The organism is Capnocytophaga cynodegmi (assembly GCF_002302475.1).
GTDB classification, from domain to species: Bacteria; Bacteroidota; Bacteroidia; order Flavobacteriales; family Flavobacteriaceae; genus Capnocytophaga; species Capnocytophaga cynodegmi.
The window spans coordinates 1008678-1029427 of the sequence record NZ_CP022378.1 but is presented as its reverse complement, the minus strand read 5'-3'; the positions used below and the strand labels follow the sequence as shown (position 1 = coordinate 1029427).

The 20750-nt window shown below is 36.0% G+C and carries 17 protein-coding genes; 13 read left to right on the top strand and 4 right to left on the bottom strand.

Translation table 11 applies throughout. The annotated features are described in order from the left end of the window. The first annotated feature begins 4 nt into the window (after nt 1–4). From CGC48_RS04745 to CGC48_RS04720, 6 genes are all read left to right on the top strand, one after another. Nucleotides 5–481 (top strand): TRAP transporter small permease, encoded by a 477-nt coding sequence (locus CGC48_RS04745; RefSeq protein WP_098028659.1) that lies wholly within the window; start codon nt 5–7, stop codon nt 479–481. A gap of 39 nt (nt 482–520) precedes the next feature. Next, nucleotides 521–1825 carry a TRAP transporter large permease gene (locus tag CGC48_RS04740; RefSeq protein ID WP_098028658.1) on the top strand — a complete coding sequence of 435 codons (1305 nt, stop codon included), beginning with the start codon at nt 521–523 and terminating at the stop codon, nt 1823–1825. Between the two features lie 27 nt (nt 1826–1852). Next, complete coding sequence (locus CGC48_RS04735; protein ID WP_098028657.1) at nt 1853–2899, top strand: sugar kinase; 1047 nt, start codon at nt 1853–1855, stop codon at nt 2897–2899. Between the two features lie 13 nt (nt 2900–2912). Then, the gene (locus tag CGC48_RS04730) at nt 2913–3578 is read left to right on the top strand and encodes a bifunctional 4-hydroxy-2-oxoglutarate aldolase/2-dehydro-3-deoxy-phosphogluconate aldolase (protein WP_098028656.1); all 666 of its coding nucleotides are present in this window, start codon (nt 2913–2915) and stop codon (nt 3576–3578) included. Between the two features lie 115 nt (nt 3579–3693). Next, entirely contained in the window at nt 3694–4365 is a 672-nt protein-coding gene (gene trmB, locus CGC48_RS04725; protein ID WP_098028655.1) for a tRNA (guanosine(46)-N7)-methyltransferase TrmB, read from the top strand. 295 nt (nt 4366–4660) lie between these two features. Further along, nucleotides 4661–5527, top strand: a complete 867-nt coding sequence (locus CGC48_RS04720; protein WP_098028654.1) for a sugar-binding protein — start codon at nt 4661–4663, stop codon at nt 5525–5527. A 55-nt stretch (nt 5528–5582) separates the two neighbouring features. On the opposite strand, the gene uvrA is transcribed toward CGC48_RS04720, so the two are convergent. The 3 genes from uvrA to CGC48_RS04705 all read right to left on the bottom strand — a co-directional run bounded on the left by uvrA (nt 5583) and on the right by CGC48_RS04705 (nt 11225). Next, nucleotides 5583–8345: an excinuclease ABC subunit UvrA gene (gene uvrA, locus CGC48_RS04715; protein ID WP_098028653.1), complete on the bottom strand. Its 2763-nt coding sequence runs from the start codon at nt 8343–8345 to the stop codon at nt 5583–5585. A gap of 517 nt (nt 8346–8862) precedes the next feature. Beyond that, entirely contained in the window at nt 8863–10980 is a 2118-nt protein-coding gene (gene feoB / locus CGC48_RS04710; protein ID WP_098028652.1) for a ferrous iron transport protein B, read from the bottom strand. Continuing rightward, entirely contained in the window at nt 10977–11225 is a 249-nt protein-coding gene (locus CGC48_RS04705; RefSeq protein ID WP_041990583.1) for a FeoA family protein, read from the bottom strand. Before CGC48_RS04705 ends, feoB begins: the two co-directional genes overlap by 4 nt. A gap of 321 nt (nt 11226–11546) precedes the next feature. On the opposite strand from CGC48_RS04705, the gene CGC48_RS04700 reads away from it, so the two are divergent. The 3 genes from CGC48_RS04700 (at nt 11547) to dnaB (ending at nt 15158) form a co-directional block, all read left to right on the top strand. After that, complete coding sequence (locus tag CGC48_RS04700) at nt 11547–12500, top strand: acetyl-CoA carboxylase carboxyltransferase subunit alpha (RefSeq protein WP_018280174.1); 954 nt, start codon at nt 11547–11549, stop codon at nt 12498–12500. 92 nt (nt 12501–12592) lie between these two features. Continuing rightward, nucleotides 12593–13411 (top strand): DNA alkylation repair protein, encoded by an 819-nt coding sequence (locus CGC48_RS04695; RefSeq protein ID WP_098029760.1) that lies wholly within the window; start codon nt 12593–12595, stop codon nt 13409–13411. A 181-nt stretch (nt 13412–13592) separates the two neighbouring features. Further along, a complete protein-coding gene (gene dnaB, locus CGC48_RS04690) occupies nt 13593–15158 on the top strand; it encodes a replicative DNA helicase (RefSeq protein WP_018280176.1) in 1566 nt (521 codons plus the stop codon). A gap of 96 nt (nt 15159–15254) precedes the next feature. Here the strand turns inward: dnaB and CGC48_RS04685 are convergent, their stop codons facing one another. Further along, nucleotides 15255–16886 carry an ABC-F family ATP-binding cassette domain-containing protein gene (locus CGC48_RS04685; RefSeq protein ID WP_098028651.1) on the bottom strand — a complete coding sequence of 544 codons (1632 nt, stop codon included), beginning with the start codon at nt 16884–16886 and terminating at the stop codon, nt 15255–15257. A 217-nt stretch (nt 16887–17103) separates the two neighbouring features. Here CGC48_RS04685 and hemH point away from each other — a divergent pair, with 217 nt between their 5' ends. From hemH to CGC48_RS04665, 4 genes are all read left to right on the top strand, one after another. Beyond that, nucleotides 17104–18129 carry a ferrochelatase gene (hemH, locus tag CGC48_RS04680; protein WP_098028650.1) on the top strand — a complete coding sequence of 342 codons (1026 nt, stop codon included), beginning with the start codon at nt 17104–17106 and terminating at the stop codon, nt 18127–18129. Between the two features lie 15 nt (nt 18130–18144). Further along, entirely contained in the window at nt 18145–18669 is a 525-nt protein-coding gene (hemG, locus tag CGC48_RS04675; protein ID WP_098028649.1) for a menaquinone-dependent protoporphyrinogen IX dehydrogenase, read from the top strand. 98 nt (nt 18670–18767) lie between these two features. After that, entirely contained in the window at nt 18768–20246 is a 1479-nt protein-coding gene (locus CGC48_RS04670; protein WP_232780551.1) for an ankyrin repeat domain-containing protein, read from the top strand. A gap of 6 nt (nt 20247–20252) precedes the next feature. Beyond that, nucleotides 20253–20732, top strand: coding sequence for a DUF2271 domain-containing protein (locus tag CGC48_RS04665; RefSeq protein WP_098028647.1), 480 nt, complete (start codon nt 20253–20255; stop codon nt 20730–20732). The last annotated feature ends 18 nt before the right edge of the window (nt 20733–20750 follow it).

Below are 20750 nucleotides of genomic sequence, written 5' to 3'. Positions count from 1 at the left end.
ATAAATGGAAAAGCTCTATAAAACAATAAATTACATTTTGGAGGTATTATTGGTATTTCTGTTTGCTATTCTTGTTATAGACGTGTTTTGGCAGGTTTTCTCTCGATACAGCATTGGAAAGCCTCACGCTTTTACGGAAGAATTGGCTCGTTACCTCTTGATTTGGCTTGCAATTCTTGGTACGGCTTACGTTCGTAGTTACAAAGGAGAAATGGCAATTGATTATTTTTTCAATAAATTGAATGATACTAAAAAACGAGCAATGAATTTTGCCATTGAGGTAATGATTTTGTTATTTGCTTTGGTAATAATGGTTGTTGGAGGAGTAAATTTGATGTACATTACGCTGAAATTGGGACAAGTATCTGCCACATTGAACATTCCTATTGGATATATTTATAGTGTGGTGCCTTTGAGTGGATTCATTATAATTTTTTATTGCATATATCATCTTCGGTGTTTGTATAAAGAAAATAAGTAGGAAAAACTATAGTTTTTTTAAGCCAAAACGTATTAGATTATGGAATTACTTGGAATTGTTTTTCTTTTTGTAGCACTTTTTATTTTGTTGTTTTTAAAAATTCCAGTGGCGTACAGCGTGGGGATTGCTACAACACTTACAATGTTATTTCATCTTCCATTTTTACCGTCGGTCACTACCATAATGCAACGTATGACTATGGGAGTAGATAGTTTTGCTCTTTTGGCTATTCCTTTTTTTATTCTTGCTGGTGATATTATGAATCAGGGCGGGATAGCTAACAGGTTGGTTGATTTTTCAAAATCATTGGTGGGGAGTTTTCCTGGAGGATTGTTGTATGTAAATATTTTGTCAGCGATGTTTTTTGGGGCGGTATCAGGTTCAGCTGTGGCGTCTGCCTCTGCAATTGGTGGAATTTTGAATCATAGAATGACCAAAGAAGGATACAAAAAATCATTCAGTGCTTCTGTAAACATAACTTCCTCAACAGTAGGGCTTATCATTCCTCCAAGCAATGTTCTTATAGTATTTGCTCTGGCAAGTGGCGGAGCAGCCTCAATAGAAGCACTTTTTTTAGCTGGATATATTCCGGGAATGTTATTAGGAGTGGGACTAATGTTAGTGGCAGGTTATTTCGCCATAAAAAACAAATTTCCGAGTGGAGAGCCTGTCCGCTTAAAGAGATTATTTGAAACATTCTCTCGTTCTTTTTTGAGTCTGTTACTTATTTTTATTGTGGTTGGTGGAATTGTTATGGGGATTTTTACAGCGACAGAAGGGGCTGTAATAGCGGTTGTTTATGCATTGTTACTGAGTTTTTTCTACCGTCAAATTCATTTGAAAGACTTACCAAGAATTATTCTTTCCAGTGCAAAAACTACTGCCATTGTGATGTTTTTGATTTGTACTTCGATGGCTTTATCGTGGTTGTTTGCATTTAACAACGTTCCTGAGCTGATTTCCGAACATTTACTGGGTGGAGTAGATAATCCAATAGTTATTTTACTGATAATCAATATTATTTTGTTGGTCGTAGGGATATTTATGGACATAACACCTGCGATTTTGATTTTCACACCTATTTTTTTGCCAATAGTAACCTCTTTTGGAGTTCATCCTGTCCACTTTGGGATTGTAATGGTACTCAATCTGTGTATAGGGTTGTGTACTCCTCCTGTGGGAACGCTTCTTTTTGTAGGGAGTGGAGTAGCACATATTGAAATAACGAAAGTAATTAAGCCTCTTCTGCCTTTTTTGGTGATAATGATTATGGTTTTGTTTGTTGTAACATACGTTCCAGAATTGGCGATGTACTTGCCCAAGCTTTTTGGAGTTGTAAAATGAAATTGATAAATATAAATTTGAATAAAAATGAAAAAAGTAATCACATTTGGAGAAATAATGTTAAGACTTTCTCCACAAGGGTTTTTGAGGTTTTCTCAAGCAAATAACTTTGACGTGGTGTACGGAGGAGGTGAATCCAACGTAGCTGTGTCATTGGCAAATTATGGTATTCCTGTTGATTTTGTAACTCGATTGCCACAAAATGATATAGGGCAGTGTGCTATGATGGAGATGCGAAAAAGAGGAGTAGGAGTAGATAAAATTGTTTGGGGAGGAGACCGTTTAGGTATTTATTTCTTAGAAACAGGGGCGGTTTCACGAGGCTCAAAAGTTGTGTATGACAGAGCTAATTCATCAATGGCAAACATACAATCTGGGATGATTGATTGGAACGCCGTTTTTGAAGGAGCTCATTGGTTTCATTGGACGGGAATTACACCTGCCATTTCAAAAGGAGCTGCTGAAGCTTGTTTGGAAGCTGTGGAAGTAGCAAGTTCAAAGGGAATTACCATTTCAACAGACTTGAACTATCGTGCAAAACTTTGGAAATATTGTAATGAAAGACAACGTGAGGCTATTATGACAGAACTTGCATCTCATTGCGATATTATTTTGGGAAATGAGGAGGATGCTGAAATGCATTTCGGGATTAAACCTCAAGGGATAAATGTACAAACCGAAGGGCATAATGTAAAAGCAGAAGCCTTTTTGTCCGTTTGCCAACAAATGATGGAAAAATTTCCTAAAGCTCAAAAAGTTATCACAACACTTCGCGGTTCGTTGTCTGCATCACATAACACGTGGGCTGGAGTTTTGTACGATGGAGAAAAAATGTATGAGAGTCGCCAATATCAAATCACACATATTGTTGACCGTGTGGGAGGTGGAGACTCATTTATGGGAGGTTTAATTTATGGTCTTATTACCTATCCTAATGATAATCAAAAAGCTTTGGATTTTGCCGTAGCGGCTTCTTGTTTAAAACATACAATAAAAGGTGATGCCAATTTGGTAACCATTGCAGAAGTAGAAAAGTTAATGGGAGGAGATGCCTCTGGAAGAGTAGCACGTTAAAAAAGTATGAATTATGGCACGATTTACAAGGATAGAAGTAGTGAAAGCAATGCAGCAAATAGGACTTGTTCCATTGTTTTTTTGTGATGATGTAGAAAAAAGTAAAAAAGTGATTAAGGCTTGTTACGATGGAGGAGCCAGATTACTAGAGTTTACCGCTAGGGGCGATTTTGCTCACGAAATATTTTCCGAATTATCAAAATATGCGGCAATAGAAATTCCACAGATGATTATGGGAGTGGGCTCAGTTACCGATGCTGCTCAAGCGAGTTTGTATATGTCTTTAGGAGCAAACTTTGTGGTTACTCCTGTGTTACGTGAGGATATTGCTTTGGTTTGCAACCGAAGAAAGGTTCTCTGGTCAGCTGGATGCGGTTCTTTACAGGAAATTGCCAGAGCAGAGGAATTGGGATGTGAGATTGTTAAATTATTCCCTGGAGGAACTTATGGACCATCTTTTGTGAAAGCAATAAGAGGACCTCAACCTTGGACAAGCATTATGCCTACGGGAGGTGTTTCTCCAGACAAGGAAAATTTAAAAACGTGGTTTGATGCGGGTGTAACCTGTGTGGGTATGGGGTCCAAGTTGATATCAAAGGAAATTATTCGGAATGAAGAGTATACGAAATTACAACAATTGGTTGAGAAAACTATCAATATAATACAAGAATTAAGATAAAGATTTTCCAGTTTTTGACTCGTTTTTAGTAATTTGAGAATTGTGTTTTGTCCGAACGAAAGATTAGAGCAACAGAGTGATTCATTTTTTTGTATTTTTGCCCAAAAATTGAACTGTGGGAAGTAAAAATAAATTAAAACGATTTAAAGAAAACGAGACTTTTACAAACGTATTGCAGCCTAAACGAGACGAGTTGTTATCAGAACAATTTCCATTTAAAGGGAAGTGGAATGAGCTATATTTCAAGAATAACAATCCAATCGTGTTAGAGTTAGGTTGTGGAAAGGGAGAATACTCCGTGGGATTGGCAAAAAGATATCCAAACAAAAATTTCATAGGGATTGACATAAAAGGAGCACGATTCTGGCGTGGTGCAAAAACGGCTATCGAAGAAAATATTGATAACGTGACGTTTCTGCGTACTCAAATTGAGCTTATTGAACATTGTTTTGCACAAGGAGAGGTTAGTGAAATTTGGATTACATTCCCTGACCCACAAATAAAATACAAACGTACCAAACATCGGCTAACAAATACGGAATTTTTGAATCGATATAAAAATATTCTTGCCACAGACGGATACATACATCTAAAAACAGATAGTGAATTTATGCACGGTTACACACTTGGGTTGTTGCACGGATTGGGTTACAATGTATTGTATGCAAACCACAATATCTATAATAGTGATGGTGTTCCTTCGGAGGTGACTGAAATTCAGACTTTCTATGAGAAATTCTATTTGGAGCAGAATAAACCAATAACCTACGTTAAATTTCAGATTTAGAAAAATTTTGATGTATTCATATTGTTGATATTCAGATTTTTAATTTCTAAAATACTCATTTTAAGTATATCTTTTTTATAATTTTTTTTAAAAAAATAAATTTTTAAATGTCTTATCTATGTGTTAAAAAGATGAGATGATTTGTTGTGATTTAACTTTTCTGCTATTAAAATATTGATTTTAATAAGTTTTTGTTGAAATTTGTTTACTTTTTTTGATTTTATTATTCCGTTAAATAGTAGTAATTTTGTTTCAGAGATGAGATTTAGTGCAAATAATTCAAAATTACTACAATATGAGAGGGAAAATGTTACTACTAGGGGCGTTGTTGTGCTTTATGTTCTGTGTTGGATATGCACAAGTTGGAGTTCCTGAAAAGCCATTGAGCAGGTTGGAGGATTATCAATTAAGAGGAAAGGTAAAAACTTATAAATTAACCCCTTATCACGTGCTTGATTCTTTTGGTATTATAAAGAAAACGAGCAAACCTGAATTCTGGAAAGGAGATATACTTTCTACATTTGATGACAGAGGTTACAAAGTTGAAAGTAATATGTACAACAAACACGGAAATCTTCAGAATAAAATCATTTACAAGTACAATGATAAAAATAAAAGGCTTTCTCGTGATGTTTATGGCGAACGTGGCTATATCAAAAATAAGTATGTTTACATATACGATGAGAAAGGTCACAAAACGGCTTACCATTGCTATAATTCCAGAGGGGAGTTGGTAGAGTCTTGGGTTTACAGTAACGATGATAGGGGGCGTGAAGTGGAAGCAGTTTATCAAGTTCCAAAACGCCCTTCAGAAGTCCGTAAGTTTCTTTACAAATATGATAAGTTGGGGAATGTGGAAGAGCTTTCTCAGTATTCAAAAGAAGATGTACCTGAAGTTACTTGGAAGTATATTTACGATAAAAAAAGTTTAGTAACTGAGTTACACACTTATAAAGACAACAAACTATTCAGAAAGAGAGTAACCAAATATGACGCTTACGGCAATCCTACACAGATGAGAGAGTATGACAATGATGGACGTTTCATAGAAGAAACAGATTATGAATATCAATTCGATGCGTACGGAAATTGGATACAACGAATTGATTACGTGAATAGTTTTCCAAAACTTATGTACGAAAGAGAAATAGTTTACTACTAATATAGTCTTCTTACGGGTTAATAAAAAGCTGTCCATTACGGACAGCTTTATTTTATTATTTCACCACTTCTCTCAAGTATTGAGCTGTGTAGCTCTGTTTGTTTCGGATAATTTCTTCAGGAGTGCCTTGTGCGATGATGGTTCCGCCCTTGTCGCCTCCGTCCAGTCCTAAGTCAATTACGTAATCGGCTGATTTTATCATCTCTAAGTTATGCTCAATCACGATAATGGAATGCCCTTTTTCTATAAGTGCCTGAAAGGAAACTAATAACTTGCGAATATCGTGAAAATGCAATCCTGTGGTAGGTTCGTCAAATATGAATAGTACTTTTTCTTTACTTTCGGACTTCGCCAAGAAAGAAGCCAACTTAATGCGTTGTGCCTCTCCACCCGACAACGTGGAAGACGATTGCCCAAGTGTAACATAACCCAGCCCAACATCTTGAAGTGGTTTTAGTTTCGAGCTGATTTTTGGTTGCTTGTGTTGCTCAAAAAACGCAACGGCATCATCAATAGTGGTGTTTAGCAAATCGTCGATGGACTTACCTTCAAAAGTTACTTCCAACACTTCTTTTTTGAAACGTTTCCCGCCACAAGCCTCGCAAGGAAGATGTACATCAGCCATAAATTGCATCTCGATGGTAACTTCGCCTTCGCCTTTACAAACCTCACAACGCCCACCATCTACATTGAATGAAAAGTGTTTTGGCTGAAAGTTACGCAACTTTGAAAGTTTTTGTGAGGCATACAAATTCCGAATATCGTCGTAGGCTTTTATATAAGTTATTGGGTTTGAGCGTGAGGACTTGCCTATCGGGTTTTGGTCAACGAACTCCACAGACTGAATGTGCTTGTACTTTCCGTCAAGTTTTGAGAACTGTCCTGCCTTGTCGCTGTTGATGTCCAACTCTTTAAGCATCGCAGGATATAAAATTCGCTTGATAAGTGTCGATTTTCCGCTTCCAGAAACGCCCGTAACTACCGTAAGCATATCCAACGGAAGTGTAACATCTATGTTTTTTAAGTTATTTTCACGACAACCTATAAGAGTGATGTAATGCGGAGAGGTACGTCTTTCTTTCGGAAGTTCGATTTGCATTCGTTTGCTGAGGTACTTACCCGTTAGCGAATCTGCCGTAAGAATTTCATCATAAGTGCCTTGTGCAACTACCTCACCGCCGTGCGTTCCAGCTTCAGGACCAATATCGATGATGTAATCGGCAGCTTTCATAATGTCTTCATCGTGCTCAACTACAATCACGGTGTTGCCCAAATCACGTAATGATTTGAGTACTCCGATGAGCTTTTCAGTGTCTTTCGGGTGCAAACCGATACTGGGTTCGTCCAAAATATACATCGAGCCTACCAAACTGCTTCCTAATGAAGTTGCCAAATTGATACGTTGGCTTTCTCCGCCCGAAAGCGTGTTTGACTTACGATTGAGGGTCAGATAATTCAATCCTACGTCTGAAAGGAATTGCAATCGATTTTCAATCTCCACAAGTAGGCGTTTGGCTATGCTTCTTTCGTAGTCAGAAAGTTTCAACTCTTTAAAGAAAGTTTGTAATTCTTCTATGGAAATATCAACTAAATCTGAAATACTTTTGCCGTTAATCTTTACGTAATCAGCCTCTTTGCGTAGGCGTTTCCCGTCGCATTCGTTACATTTGGTTTTTCCGCGATAACGTGCAAGTAGTACTCGATTTTGTATTTTATAACTTTTTTCTTCAAGTTCTTTGAAAAAATCTGTCAGTCCGGTAAAAAATTTATTGCCTTTCCAAACTAATTGTTTTTGCTCTTTGGTGAGTTCAAACCACGGCTTGTGAATGGGAAAATCGAACTTGTAAGCATTCAAAACCAGCTGATCGCGATACCAACTCATCGTTTCGCCTCGCCACGGAAAGATGCAATTATCGTACACGGAAAGGGCAGTGTTCGGAATGATTAACTCTTCATCAAGCCCAATGGTATCGCCATATCCGTCGCACTTGGGACAAGCTCCGTACGGATTGTTGAAGCTAAACAAATGAACATTGGGTTCAAAAAACTCAATGCCGTCCAATTCAAATCGGTTGCTGAACGTTTGTTTGTTCTGACTTTCAACCTCTTCGATGATGCATTCGCCTTTTCCTTCAAAGAAAGCAGTATCAACGGCATCTGCTAATCGATGTGTAAAATCTTCGTCGTGTTGTACAATAATTCTGTCAATAACAAGCAGAAAATCAGAACTTATGCTGTTTAGGTCGGCTTCGTCAATGCGAATAATTTCGCCTTTATGCTGAATACGTGCATAACCCTGCTGTAATAAAATTTGAAGCACTTGGGGCGTTTTCCTACCTTCGGCAATATGCACGGGAGCTAAAAGCAGTAATTTTGTTCGCTCAGGATAGTTCAAAACGGCATCAACTACATCAGTAACAGAATGTTTTTTCACTTCTTTGCCAGAAATGGGCGAGTACGTTTTTCCGATACGAGCGAAGAGTAATTTTAAATAGTCATAGATTTCTGTGGACGTTCCTACGGTAGAACGCGGATTAGAAGTATTGACTTTCTGTTCAATAGCTATAGCGGGAGCAATTCCCACGATGTTATCCACTTTGGGTTTGTCGAGTCTTCCTAAAAACTGACGTGCGTAAGACGAAAGGCTTTCCACGTAACGGCGTTGCCCCTCGGCATAAAGTGTGTCGAACGCCAAGCTGGACTTTCCCGAACCCGATAAGCCCGTAATCACTACCAATTGATTACGCGGAATGCCAACCGTAATGTCTTTTAAATTATGAAGCTTAGCTCCTTTTATAAGTATTTCTTTGGTTTTCATTTCTTAATGTAGAGAGTTCTAAAATTAACTACGAGTTATCGTTAGGCTAAACGAAGTCGAAGTTTTTATAACTTACATAGGTAATCTTTTTCTTTGTTTATGTAAGTGGAAATAAATTAGAATACAGCCAGTAACGCTATAAACTATGCGTTTGCAAAGATAACAAAAAGCAAATTAAAAAAGTGACCTTTGTGTTTATTTCAGGAGTTGGCAATATTTTTTCAGATAGAAAGTATTTCTGTTTTTGGGTAGCTATTTAGATAAAAAAACTACGCTGTTTGCTGAAAATATTGTGACGTCAAACTGAAATAACTTTGACGTCAAAGTGTTTTAAGTTTACAGGCAAACTTATTTTAGTTTGACGTCAAAGTTTTCTTAGTTATCAGTATATCTGTTTTAATTTATCACGTCAGAAAAATTTTCGGTTGCCTCAAGAAACAAAAACCACACGCTACGTCTGTTCGCAAAGTGTGGGTTTGTTGTATCTGAAGTTGTCTTTTTCTGTAAAGAAAATTCGTTATAAAAATTGATACGCTAACATAGCGCTCAGGTAGGCAACACCTGTCATAAAGCACCATTGTAGGGCAGTCCATTTCCAGCTGTTGGTTTCACGACGTACCACCGCCATAGTGCTGAGGCATTGCATAGCAAAGGCGTAGAACAAAAGTAGCGAGATGCCAGTAGCAAAGGTATATACGGGTGTTCCGTCTGTGCGGGTTTCGCTTCGTAATTTCTCTAAAATAGTGCGTTCGCCTTCTTCTTTTTCTGTATCCAAATCACCGCCTAAACTATAAATTGAAGCCAGTGTGCTGATGAAAACCTCACGTGCAGCAAAGGACGAAAGAACGCCAATGCTTATCTTCCAATCATAGCCCAATGGCTTGAAAATGGGTTCAATTGCTTTTCCGATGTAGCCTAAGTAGGAATATTCCAGCTGTGAGGATTCAATAAAATGAGCTGTTTGGGTTTCGTCCCATTGCTGTTGTTGGGCTAAAATTGTCGCTTCGTTTTCGATATTGTTGTATTTTTCTCCCATTCCGTGTGAAGCTAAAAACCACAGAATTATAGAGATAGCTAAGATGATTTTCCCCGCACCCAGCACAAAGCTTTTCGTTTTGTCATACACAGTGATAGCTACGTTTCGCCATAGCGGAACTTTATAGTTAGGCATCTCGGCAATGAAAAAACTTTTTCCTTTCTTTATTTTCAGAAGTTTGTCAAGCACAAAAGCGGAAAGCAATGCTGCAACAAATCCCAAAACGTACAATGCAAATAATGTAAGAGCCTTGTAACTTATGAACAGAAACTCGCCATCAGGAATTACCAAAGCAATGATAATCAGATAAACGGGCAGTCGGGCAGAACACGTCATAAACGGAGTTACTAAAATTGTGATGAGGCGTTCTTTCCAACTTTCGATGTTTCGTGCAATCATCACGGCAGGAATTGCACACGCTGCACCTGATATTAGTGGAACAACACTCTTACCATTAAGCCCGAAACGCTTCATAATGTTGTCCATCAAAAATACAACCCGACTCATATATCCACTTTCTTCAAGCAGAGAGATGAAGAAGAAAAGAATAGCGATTTGGGGAATAAAAATCAAAATTCCCGTTATTCCTGGTAGAATTCCTTCGGTTAATAATTCCGTTAATGCTCCCTCAGGAAGTTTTTTGGATGTCCATTTTGTAAATTTCTCCAAGTTCTCTTCTATCCAATCCATTGGATAACTGCTCCAGTCGTACACAGCCTGAAACACGAGCAAAAGCACCAACGCAAAAATAATGTATCCAAAAACTTTGTGAATAAGCACTTTGTCTAACTTTGCTCGTAGTGTTTTCGCCTGTGAAAGGTCTATCGAATATGTTTTTTTTAATATTTCGTTTATTTGCTGATACCTCAAGATGGTTTCTCGCTGCTTCATCTGCTTGATCTGGCTTTCGCTTTTGGTATTTCTTAAACCAGCGAGGTCAATTTCTTTATGGCTTTCGATGAAATCCGTATTGTGTGATATTATTAACCAGAGTTTGTATGCGTTTTCTTTAGGAAACAGCGTGGTTAAATTATGGAAATACGGAGCATCTAATCGGTTGATGTCTAAAAAAGAATGCGTGGGTAGGTCAGCACAGTTGGCGAGAACGCTTTTGAGTTCGTCCAAGCCGTTTCGTGTGCGTGTACTGGTAAGTATTACTCTGGTTTTGAGTTCTCTTTCCAGAGCAGGAACATCAATGCTGATGCCTTTTCGCTTCATTTGGTCTGCCATATTTACAACCAGAATAGTGGGTATGTTAAGGTCTTTTATCTGTGTAAATATCAGCAAGTTTTGCTTTAGGTTTTCAATATCAGCGATAACGGCAACTACATCAGGGTGAAGTGTTTCGTTCTTATTTAGAAGGATATCTACCGCTACGCGTTCGTCCATTGAATTGGCATTAAGGCTGTAAGTGCCTGGCAAATCAATAACTTCGGCTTTAACATTGTCAGTGAGTTTGCAATGTCCGATTTTTTTTTCGACTGTAATTCCTGGGTAGTTTCCTACTTTTTGGTTTAATCCCGTAAGTGCATTAAAAATAGAAGTCTTTCCTGTATTTGGGTTTCCGATAAGTGCTACTTTTATTTCTCTCTTGGTCATATTTTGTCGATTTCAATTAATGAAGCCATTTCTTTGCGGATAGAAAGGTAGGAATTGTTCATATTAACGTAGATTGGATTACCAAAAGGAGCTTTTTCGATAACTTCAACTTCGCTACCAACAAAGCATCCTAATTCAATTAGCTTTAACGGAATATTCTCAATGTCAATATGTTTTATGATTCCCTTTTCTCCTTTTTTAAGATGAGAAATGGTAAGCTTGTCTTTAACAGAAGCCTTGTTCATAAGGATTTTAATTTAGACTTAATTTAAGGGCAAATATACTTTTTTTTAAGTAAAATTGAAATTAGTAATAGGAAAAAGTTTTATTTTAAGCAATGTGAAGTTATGAAAAGAGAAAACATAGGTAAATAAGTAATATCACTGAAATACAATAGTAATTGAATTTGGGTTTGTAATGATTTGTTAATTAATGATTTGTTGTTTCTTGTTGATGTGAGATTTTTATTATTGATGCTAAGATAATACAAAATATTTGAGGTAAAGATATTTTCAATTGTAAAATTTCGTACTTTTGCTCAAATATAAGTCAAAATAAACGACCTTATGGAATATTTAGATTTTGAATTACCAATCAAAGAATTGGAGGAACAAATGCAGAAGTGTGCTCTTATTGGTGATGAGAGCGATGTGGATATGACCGATGCTTGTAAAAAGATTGAAAAAAAACTTAACCAAACTAAGAAAGAAATCTACAGTAATTTAACGGCTTGGCAGCGTGTTCAAATTTCACGTCACTTGGACAGACCTTACACACTTGACTATATTAGAGCCCTTTGTGGAGATACATTTTTGGAATTACACGGCGACAGAACTGTAAAAGACGATAAAGCAATGATAGGAGGCTTCGGCAAGATTGAAGACCAAAGTTTTCTTTTTATTGGACAACAAAAAGGAGTGAATACAAAAATGCGACAGTATCGTAATTTTGGTATGGCAAATCCTGAGGGTTATCGCAAGGCTTTACGTTTGATGAAATCTGCAGAGAAGTTCGGAATTCCCATCGTTTGTTTCGTGGACACACCAGGAGCTTTTCCAGGAATTGAAGCTGAAGAACGCGGTCAGGGAGAAGCTATTGCTCGTAACATATTGGAAATGTCTCGTTTGAAAGTTCCAGTTATTGTATTTATCATCGGGGAAGGAGCTTCGGGAGGAGCTTTGGGAATAGGTATTGGCGATCGTGTGTATATGCTTGAAAATACTTGGTACTCAGTTATTTCTCCAGAATCGTGTTCATCTATCCTTTGGAGAAGTTGGGAATATAAAAAAGAAGCAGCTGAAGCTCTTAAACTTACGGCTCCTGATATGAAGAAGTTAAAACTAATTGATGAGATTATCAAAGAACCACTTGGTGGAGCTCATCGTGATAGAGAAACTACTTTCCTAACTGTCAGAAAAGTGATTTTAGAAACATACGAAGAGTTGAAAAAACTTCCGTCAGAGAAACTCGTTGAAAAACGAATGGACAAATATCTGAATATGGGAGTGTATAAACAATAGAACTAAAAAAATGGCTATCTAAATAAGGTAGCCATTTTTTTGGAAATTAAGTTTTGTAAGAACAAATTCAGAAATAAGAAAATAAAATGAGCATAAACCCTGAGATTTTACATAGAAAAGGAGCAATTAAAATTGAAAATATTCCTACAGAAGTCTTAAAATTACTGAATTTAGGATATATCGAAACGGTAAATCTAACGGAGTGGTTAGCAATTGACCATAGTGTTTTGGTTGGTTCTGTATTTCCTGAAATGAGCGTTTCTGAAGAAATTATACTTCAAATTACTTCATTGTTGAAACAGCAGAAGAAAGCTTCAGCGATGAATAGCATAAGAGTCGTTAGTTCAGTGCTTTATAAAGAATATATGAGTTCAAGCGATTATGAGATATTATTTCAAAAACTCAAGTCGCATATTTCAGATTCTGTACGCTGTTATGCAACCTATTTTTTAGCACTAAATGAAAATATTTCTCTGAAAGATAAATTTATACAATTAAAACCTTTGATTGCCGATACGCATTTTGGCGTTCGAGAAGTTGCGTGGATGGCACTTCGTAAAGATATTAACGACAATCTTGATTTTTCGATAAAGTTTTTGACGGATTGGACTGAAAGTGAAAATGAGAATATTCGCCGTTTTTGTACAGAATCCACTCGTCCGAGGGGAGTTTGGTGTCCGCATATTGATGAATTGAAAGAAAAACCTGAATTGGCTTTGTCCATCTTGGAAAAACTAAAGTCCGATTCTTCAAAATATGTGCAGGATAGTGTAGGTAATTGGCTCAATGATGCTTCCAAAACCCGTCCTGATTTTGTGACACAACTTTGCGAACGTTGGGAAAAAGAAAACCCAACAAAAAATACACAATATATTGTACGAAAAGCACTACGTACAATTTTGAAAGAATAATTTTCTGAACAAAGAAAACATTGTTAAGAGAACTTATCACTGAAATTACTTTTTTCTGAGTTCTGATAATCAGTGTTTGGATTGTTTTTGTGTTAGTTATAAACAGGTTATAAACAATTTGTTAACAATGGGTGTTCACATATCTTTTTCAAGAAACCATTTTTTTTCCTAATTTCGCACTATGAAAGAAACTCAAACATATCCATCTTTACAAACTGAAAATGTAATAAGCCCTACTATGATTAATCTGGAGCGAGGGAAAATTCCTCCTCAAGATATTAATATAGAGCAAGTTGTGCTTGGTGCAATGATGATTGATAAAAAAGGAGTTGATGATGTTATTGACGTTCTCAGCCCTGAAGTTTTTTATCGAAAACAACATCAGCTTATTTATCAAGCCATTTTTGAACTTTTTCAACAATCACAACCAATTGACTTATTAACAGTTATGGAGCAGCTTCGCAAAAATGGAAATTTGGAAGCTGTTGGGGGTGAATTCTACCTGATTCAACTTACGCAACGCGTATCTTCATCGGCACATATTGAGTTTCACGCACGTATCATTATGCAGAAGTTCATTCAACGCCGATTGATTCAAATTTCATCGGAAGTGATTGAAGATGCTTATGATGAAACCAAAGATGTTTTTGACCTATTGGACTCTGCCGAATCAAAACTTTATGAAGTTACACAAGGAAACCTGAAACGTTCGAGTGAATCAGCTGGAGATTTGGTTATCAAGGCTTTGAATAAAATTCAAGACCTTTCCAATAAAACCGATGGTTTTAGTGGTGTTCCTTCTGGATTTACAAAACTTGACCAACTTACATCAGGTTGGCAAGCGAGTGACCTTATCATTATTGCCGCACGTCCTGGTATGGGGAAAACGGCTTTAACGCTTTCTATGGCACGAAATATTGCAGTTGGGCAGGGAATTCCAGTTGCTTTTTTCTCTTTGGAAATGTCTTCAGTTCAATTGATTACACGTTTGATTTCTTCCGAAACAGGACTTTCTTCCGAAAAATTACGTACAGGGAAATTAGAGCCTCACGAATGGCACGTGCTTAGTACCAGAGTCAAAGACCTTGAAAAAGCACCGCTTTACATTGATGACACACCTTCAATTTCAATATTTGACCTAAGGGCAAAAGCACGACGGCTTTCCTCTCAATATGGCATAAAGTTGATAATCATTGATTATCTTCAACTTATGACAGCTGGAGGAACAAAGGGTGTAGGAAATCGTGAGCAAGAAATTTCGACTATCTCTCGAAATCTTAAAGCTTTAGCAAAGGAGTTAGATGTTCCTGTTATTGCTCTTTCGCAGTTGTCGCGTAATGTTGAGTCACGTCCTGGACATAAGCGTCCTCAATTATCAGATTTGCGGGAATCGGGAGCTATTGAGCAAGATGCTGATATTGTGTCGTTTATATATCGTCCTGAATATTATAAGATTATGGAATGGGACGATGAAGCTCAGTCTTCAACTGAAAATCAAGGAGAGTTTATTGTTGCTAAACACCGAAATGGTGGATTGGATAATATTCGTTTGAAATTCTTGGGTCAGTTTGGTAAATTTGATAATTTAGATGAGTTTGATAATTCTGGATTCCAATCTTTTACGCAAGAAATAGGTTCGAAAATGAATGATGATTTTGATGTTTCCAAGCTTCCATCAGCACGAGATGCTTTTGGGGATATACCTCCTAATTTTCCAAGTCAAAACATAGATGATATCCCTTTTTAGGGAAATAAGAAATCATTTCTCTGATAAAATTAAAAATGAAAAACATCTGTAAATAGAATTGATTTACAGATGTTTTCTTATTTTCAAACAATAGTTTTATTTTTCTATTTCTCGTAAATTTTCCATTTTCTTTTTCTGTAAGAAGCCATAAATATCTTCCAGATGTTCAGTTACTTTCCCTCCTCCAAATTCGTACACTTTTGTTACAAGTCCGTCCAGAAAATCGCGGTCGTGTGAAACCACAATGAGTGTTCCGTCAAAGTCCAAAAGGGCTTGTTTTAAGATGTCTTTTGTTCGCATATCAAGGTGATTTGTAGGCTCGTCTAAAATGAGTAAATTCACAGGTTCAAGCAAAAGTTTTATCATTGCAAGACGAGTTCGTTCGCCACCAGAAAGCACTTTTACTTTCTTTTCACTTTCTTCCTTGTTAAACATAAAAGCTCCTAAAATGTCACGAATTTTGGTGCGTATGTCTCCGATAGCAATATCGTCAATAGTTTGAAATACAGATAGTTCTCCGTTTAGCAAAGACGCTTGATTTTGAGCGAAATAGCCAATTTGCACGTTATGACCCAATGACAATGTCCCATTGTAGTCAATTTCTCGCATAATACATTTTACAAGCGTTGATTTTCCTTCTCCATTTCGTCCAACAAAAGCTACTTTTTCGCCTCGTTTGATGGTGAAATTTACATTTGAAAAAATTTGTTTTTCCCCATAAGTTTTTTCCAAATCTTCAGCGATGACAGGGTAATTTCCTGAACGAGGAGAAGGCGGGAATTTTAATTTCAAAGCCGAGGTATCTTCTTGGTCAACTTCTATAATTTGCAGTTTTTCAAGCATTTTTACTCTCGATTGTACTTGTAATGTTTTGGAATAAGTACCTTTAAAACGTTCGATAAATTCTTTGGTCTCGGCAATCATTTTTTGTTGTTCTTCATATTGTTTTTGTTGCTGAGCTCGGCGTTCTTTCCGCAATTCAAGATAATGAGAATACTTTGCTTTGTAATCGTAAATTCGACCCATTGTCACTTCAATGGTACGATTGGTTACGTTATTTACGAAAGCTCTGTCGTGAGAGATAAGTACCACAGCCTTAGCAGAATTAATCAAAAAATCCTCAAACCATTCGATGGAGTTAATATCAAGATGGTTCGTAGGCTCGTCAAGAAGTAGTAAATCAGGATTTTGAAGAAGCAATTTTCCTAATTCGATGCGCATTCGCCAACCGCCACTAAATTCATTTGTTTGTCGGTGGAAATCGTTACGAGTGAAGCCCAAACCAAGCAGAGTTTTTTCGATTTTTTCTTGAAAATTAGTATCTTCTATGCCATAAAATTTCTCACTCAAAGATGAAACTTCCTCTATTAGTTTCATATATTCATCAGATTCATAATCAGTGCGAATAGTAAGTTCTTGATTAATTTCATCAATGCGTTTTTCCATTGATTGAATTGCGGTAAAGGCTTTTGCAACTTGTTCAAAAACAGTGCAATTATCGTCCATAATCAGATGTTGTGGCAAATATGCGATTGTAAAATCTTTAGGCATACTAACATTTCCTCGTGTAGCTTCGCGTTCACCAGCCAAAATTTTAAGTAAAGTAGATTTTCCTGCACCATTTTTCCCCATTAGAGCAATTCGGTCATTAGGATTGATGGCGAAAGAAACATCGGAGAAGAGTGTGGTGCCTCCAAATTCAACACATAGGCTATTCGCTGTAATCATTTTATTTCTATTTTTTAATATTTAAGATATTGTTATTCAGTTTCTTAATAATCGAAAAGTACTTCTGAAACCGAAGGGCAAAGATAATTTTATTATTCTGAATTAAAAATGAATAAGTAATATCAATTTTGGTATAATTTTTTTCTGTATTTGGAAGTGAAAAGTTATTAAAATTTCTTTACATTTGCACCTCATATTTATAAAATAGGGAAATTATATGTCAAAAGGAGTTTTGTTGGTTAATTTAGGTTCTCCTGATTCAACTAAGGTATCTGATGTAAGGCGATATTTGGATGAATTTTTGATGGATAGTAGGGTGATTGATCTTCCATATCTTTTGAGGGTACTTCTTGTTCGTGGAATTATTTTGAGGGTAAGACCTAAAAAATCGGCGAAAGCCTACAAAAAAATATGGTGGGAGGAAGGCTCTCCTCTAATTGTTATAACAGAAAGATTGGTAGCGAAGTTACAGAGGCAAGTTTCTGTGCCTGTGCAGATTGCTATGCGTTACGGAAATCCAAGTATAGAGTTTGGTTTACAGCAACTTAGGGAGAAAGGAGTTACTGAGGTTCTTTTGTTACCAATGTATCCACAATACGCTATGGCAACTACTGAAACTGTGGAGGTACTAACAGAAAAACTCATCAAAACGAAATTCAAGGAAATGGCATTAACTAAATTTCCAGCGTTTTACAATCGCTCTGAGTATGTTGATGCACTTGCAAAAGTGACAAAAACACACTTAAATGGCTATAACTTTGACCACTTGCTTTTTTCTTATCACGGTGTGCCTGAGCGGCATTTATGGAAAACAGTAAAAACAGATAATCACAAAAAAATTACTGAAGGGAAATATTGCTGTGACCCAAAATCAGATGAAGCGGAACGTTGTTATAGAACACATTGTTTCGAAACTACACGTCAGTTAGTGGAGCGTTTGCAATTAACCAGAAGCCAATATTCACAAGCTTTTCAATCTCGTTTAGGAATTGATAAGTGGTTGGAGCCCTTCACTTCTGATAGAGTTGTGGAACTTGCCCGTAGTGGAGTGAGAAAGTTGGCGGTCATAACTCCAGCTTTTGTGGCAGATTGTATTGAAACTCTTGAGGAAATCGAAATGGAGGCTGGAAAAGAATTTTTGGAAAATGGAGGAGAAGAGTTTAAAATGATTCCGTGTTTGAATGATGATGATGCGTGGGTTTATGCACTTGCAACGTGGATTCATAGATGGGAAAAACGATAAAAGTAAGATTACATTATGGAAAAATCAGTAATAATATATGCTTCTGTAGATGGGCAAACAAAGAAAATATGTGACCATATCAATGGTGTTTTGCTCTCAAAAAAACAAGATGTAAAATTAGTTTCTATTGCTGATTTTCGAGATAATTTGAAGGATTTTGACAAAATAATTCTGGCGTCAAGTATTCGGTATGGAAAACATAATCAGGATGTTATAAATTTGATAAATCAAAATTACGAATTGCTCAATGCTAAAAAATCTGCCTTTATTTCAGTAAATTTAGTAGCCAGAAAAGAGGAAAAAAGACAAGCACATACAAATCCTTATGTAGTTAAATTTTTGGATAAAATAAAGTGGAAACCAACTACAGTTGAGGTTTTTGCGGGTAAAATTAACTATAAGATTTATGGTTTTTTTGACAAGTTGATTATAAAACTTATTATGGTAATTACTAAAGGTCCTACAAATTCTGATGCAGAAATAGAATATACCAATTGGGATAATGTCACAGCTTTTGCAGAGAAATTTTCTGAAATGTAGTGTTTAAATCTTCTTACGCTATAGATAAAAACAAAATTTATATTTATATTTAATCTAAATAACTATATTTGCACCATTAATTTTTAAATTGAATGGTGATGAAAAGAATTATCTTCTTTTTTTGTTTTTTTGTGACTGGGTTATTATCGGCACAGAAAAATATTTTTTTGAGTAATGATTATTGGAAAACAAAACCTACCGTTGAACAAGTAAAGCAAAAAATAACAGAAGGGAATAATCCTACGGAGTTGAATGAGAGAGCATATGATGCTGTTTCATTGGCAATTAATAATGGAGCTCCTTATGAAACTATACTTTTTTTACTTTCTCTGGAAGGAAATGAAGTTGATAAACTTACTCACGATAAACGCACTTACTTGTTTTGGGCAGCATTTCAGAATAACTTACCTTTAATCAATTACTTACTACAAAAAGGTGCAGATGTTAATGTGAAAGATTCCCATATGTACACACCTCTTCTTTTTGCTGCTGTACGTGGAAATATAAATACTGAACTGTATGATATTCTGATAAATAAAGGAGCGAATATTAACGAAAAAAATGAAAATGGAGCTAATGCATTACTTTTAGCAATTCCTCATATGAAAGATTTGAAAGAAGCTCAGTATTTTATAAAAAAAGGATTATCGCTTAAAAGTATTGATAACAATGGCGATGATGCGCTGTTTTATGCTTCAAGAAATGGTAATCAAAAGATAATCAATCAATTGATTAAAAAAGGATTCAACCCTAAAACACTAAATAATAAAGGACAAAACCTGATGTTTGCAGCAGCAGAAGGCTCAAGAATGAAAACCAATGATTTGGAATTTTTCAAATATATTGAGAGCTTAGGAGTAAGTCCCAATCAAAAAGATAAGGAAGGATTAACGCCTCTTTTTACGCTTTCATCTCGTCATAAAGACATCGCTGTTCTAAATTATTTTCTTGACAAAGGAAATTCTGTAAATCAGTTAGATAAAGAAGGGAATACTCCTCTAATTAATGCTTCATCCAGAAATTCACTTGAGGTTGTTTCTCTTTTGGAGAATAAATCGTCTAATATCAACACAACTAATAATCAGGAGCATTCTGCTTTAACTTTGGCTGTTGCCAGAAATACTTCCGATGTTGTTTCCTATTTAATCAAAAAAGGAGCAGATATAAACGTAAAAGATGCTAAAGGAAATACATTAGTATATTATCTGTTAGAGAGTTATACACCAAGAGACATTAAAAAGTTTGATGAAAAATGGAATATTTTAGCAGAAAAAGGATTGAATTTTGCTCAAAATCAGGAAAAAGGAAATAACATATATCATTTGGCAGTTGATAAGGCAGATCTAAATTTATTACAAAAAGTAGCCTCCGTAAATGTTGATATCAATGTAAAAAACCAAGATGGACTCACCCCATTACACAAGGCTGCAATGACGGCTAAGAACTTGGATCACATCAAATTTTTGTTGGAAAAAGGAGCTAATAAAACCATTACAACAGATTTTGAAGAAACTGTGTACGATTTAGCTAAAGAAAATGAAGCTCTAAAGGATAAGGATATTAATTTTTTAAGATAGAAATATATGAAAATCAGATATTTTATATGGATTTTAGTGGTTATTTTTGTTGGTTTTTCTTTCACAAAACAGCAGCCTACCACCAAATACAAATGTATGATTCAGCTTACAAATTATGAGGGAGAGGGAGCTTACATTGTAGTGTCGTTGATTAATCCGCAAGGTAAATATGAAAAAACATTACAAGTGCTGGGTGATGACCCTGAGTGGTATAGTGATTTGATTGAATGGTGGAAATTCTATGGTAAACGACAAACCATTGACGCTATTACAGGAGCTACCATCAGCGGAGGAGAAAGAGCAGTTAAAGTTATTGAAATTGAAGATGATAAAATCAACAAAGGATATAAAATTCGTTTTGAAACCGCAGTGGAAGACCAAAAGTATCACGCAACAGATGTGGAGTTTGAACTCACTTCCGAAAGTGTGAAAAGTAAAGTCGATGGAAAAGGGTACATCCGTTATGTAAGAATGATACCGAACTAAAATTCAGAAAATAAAAAA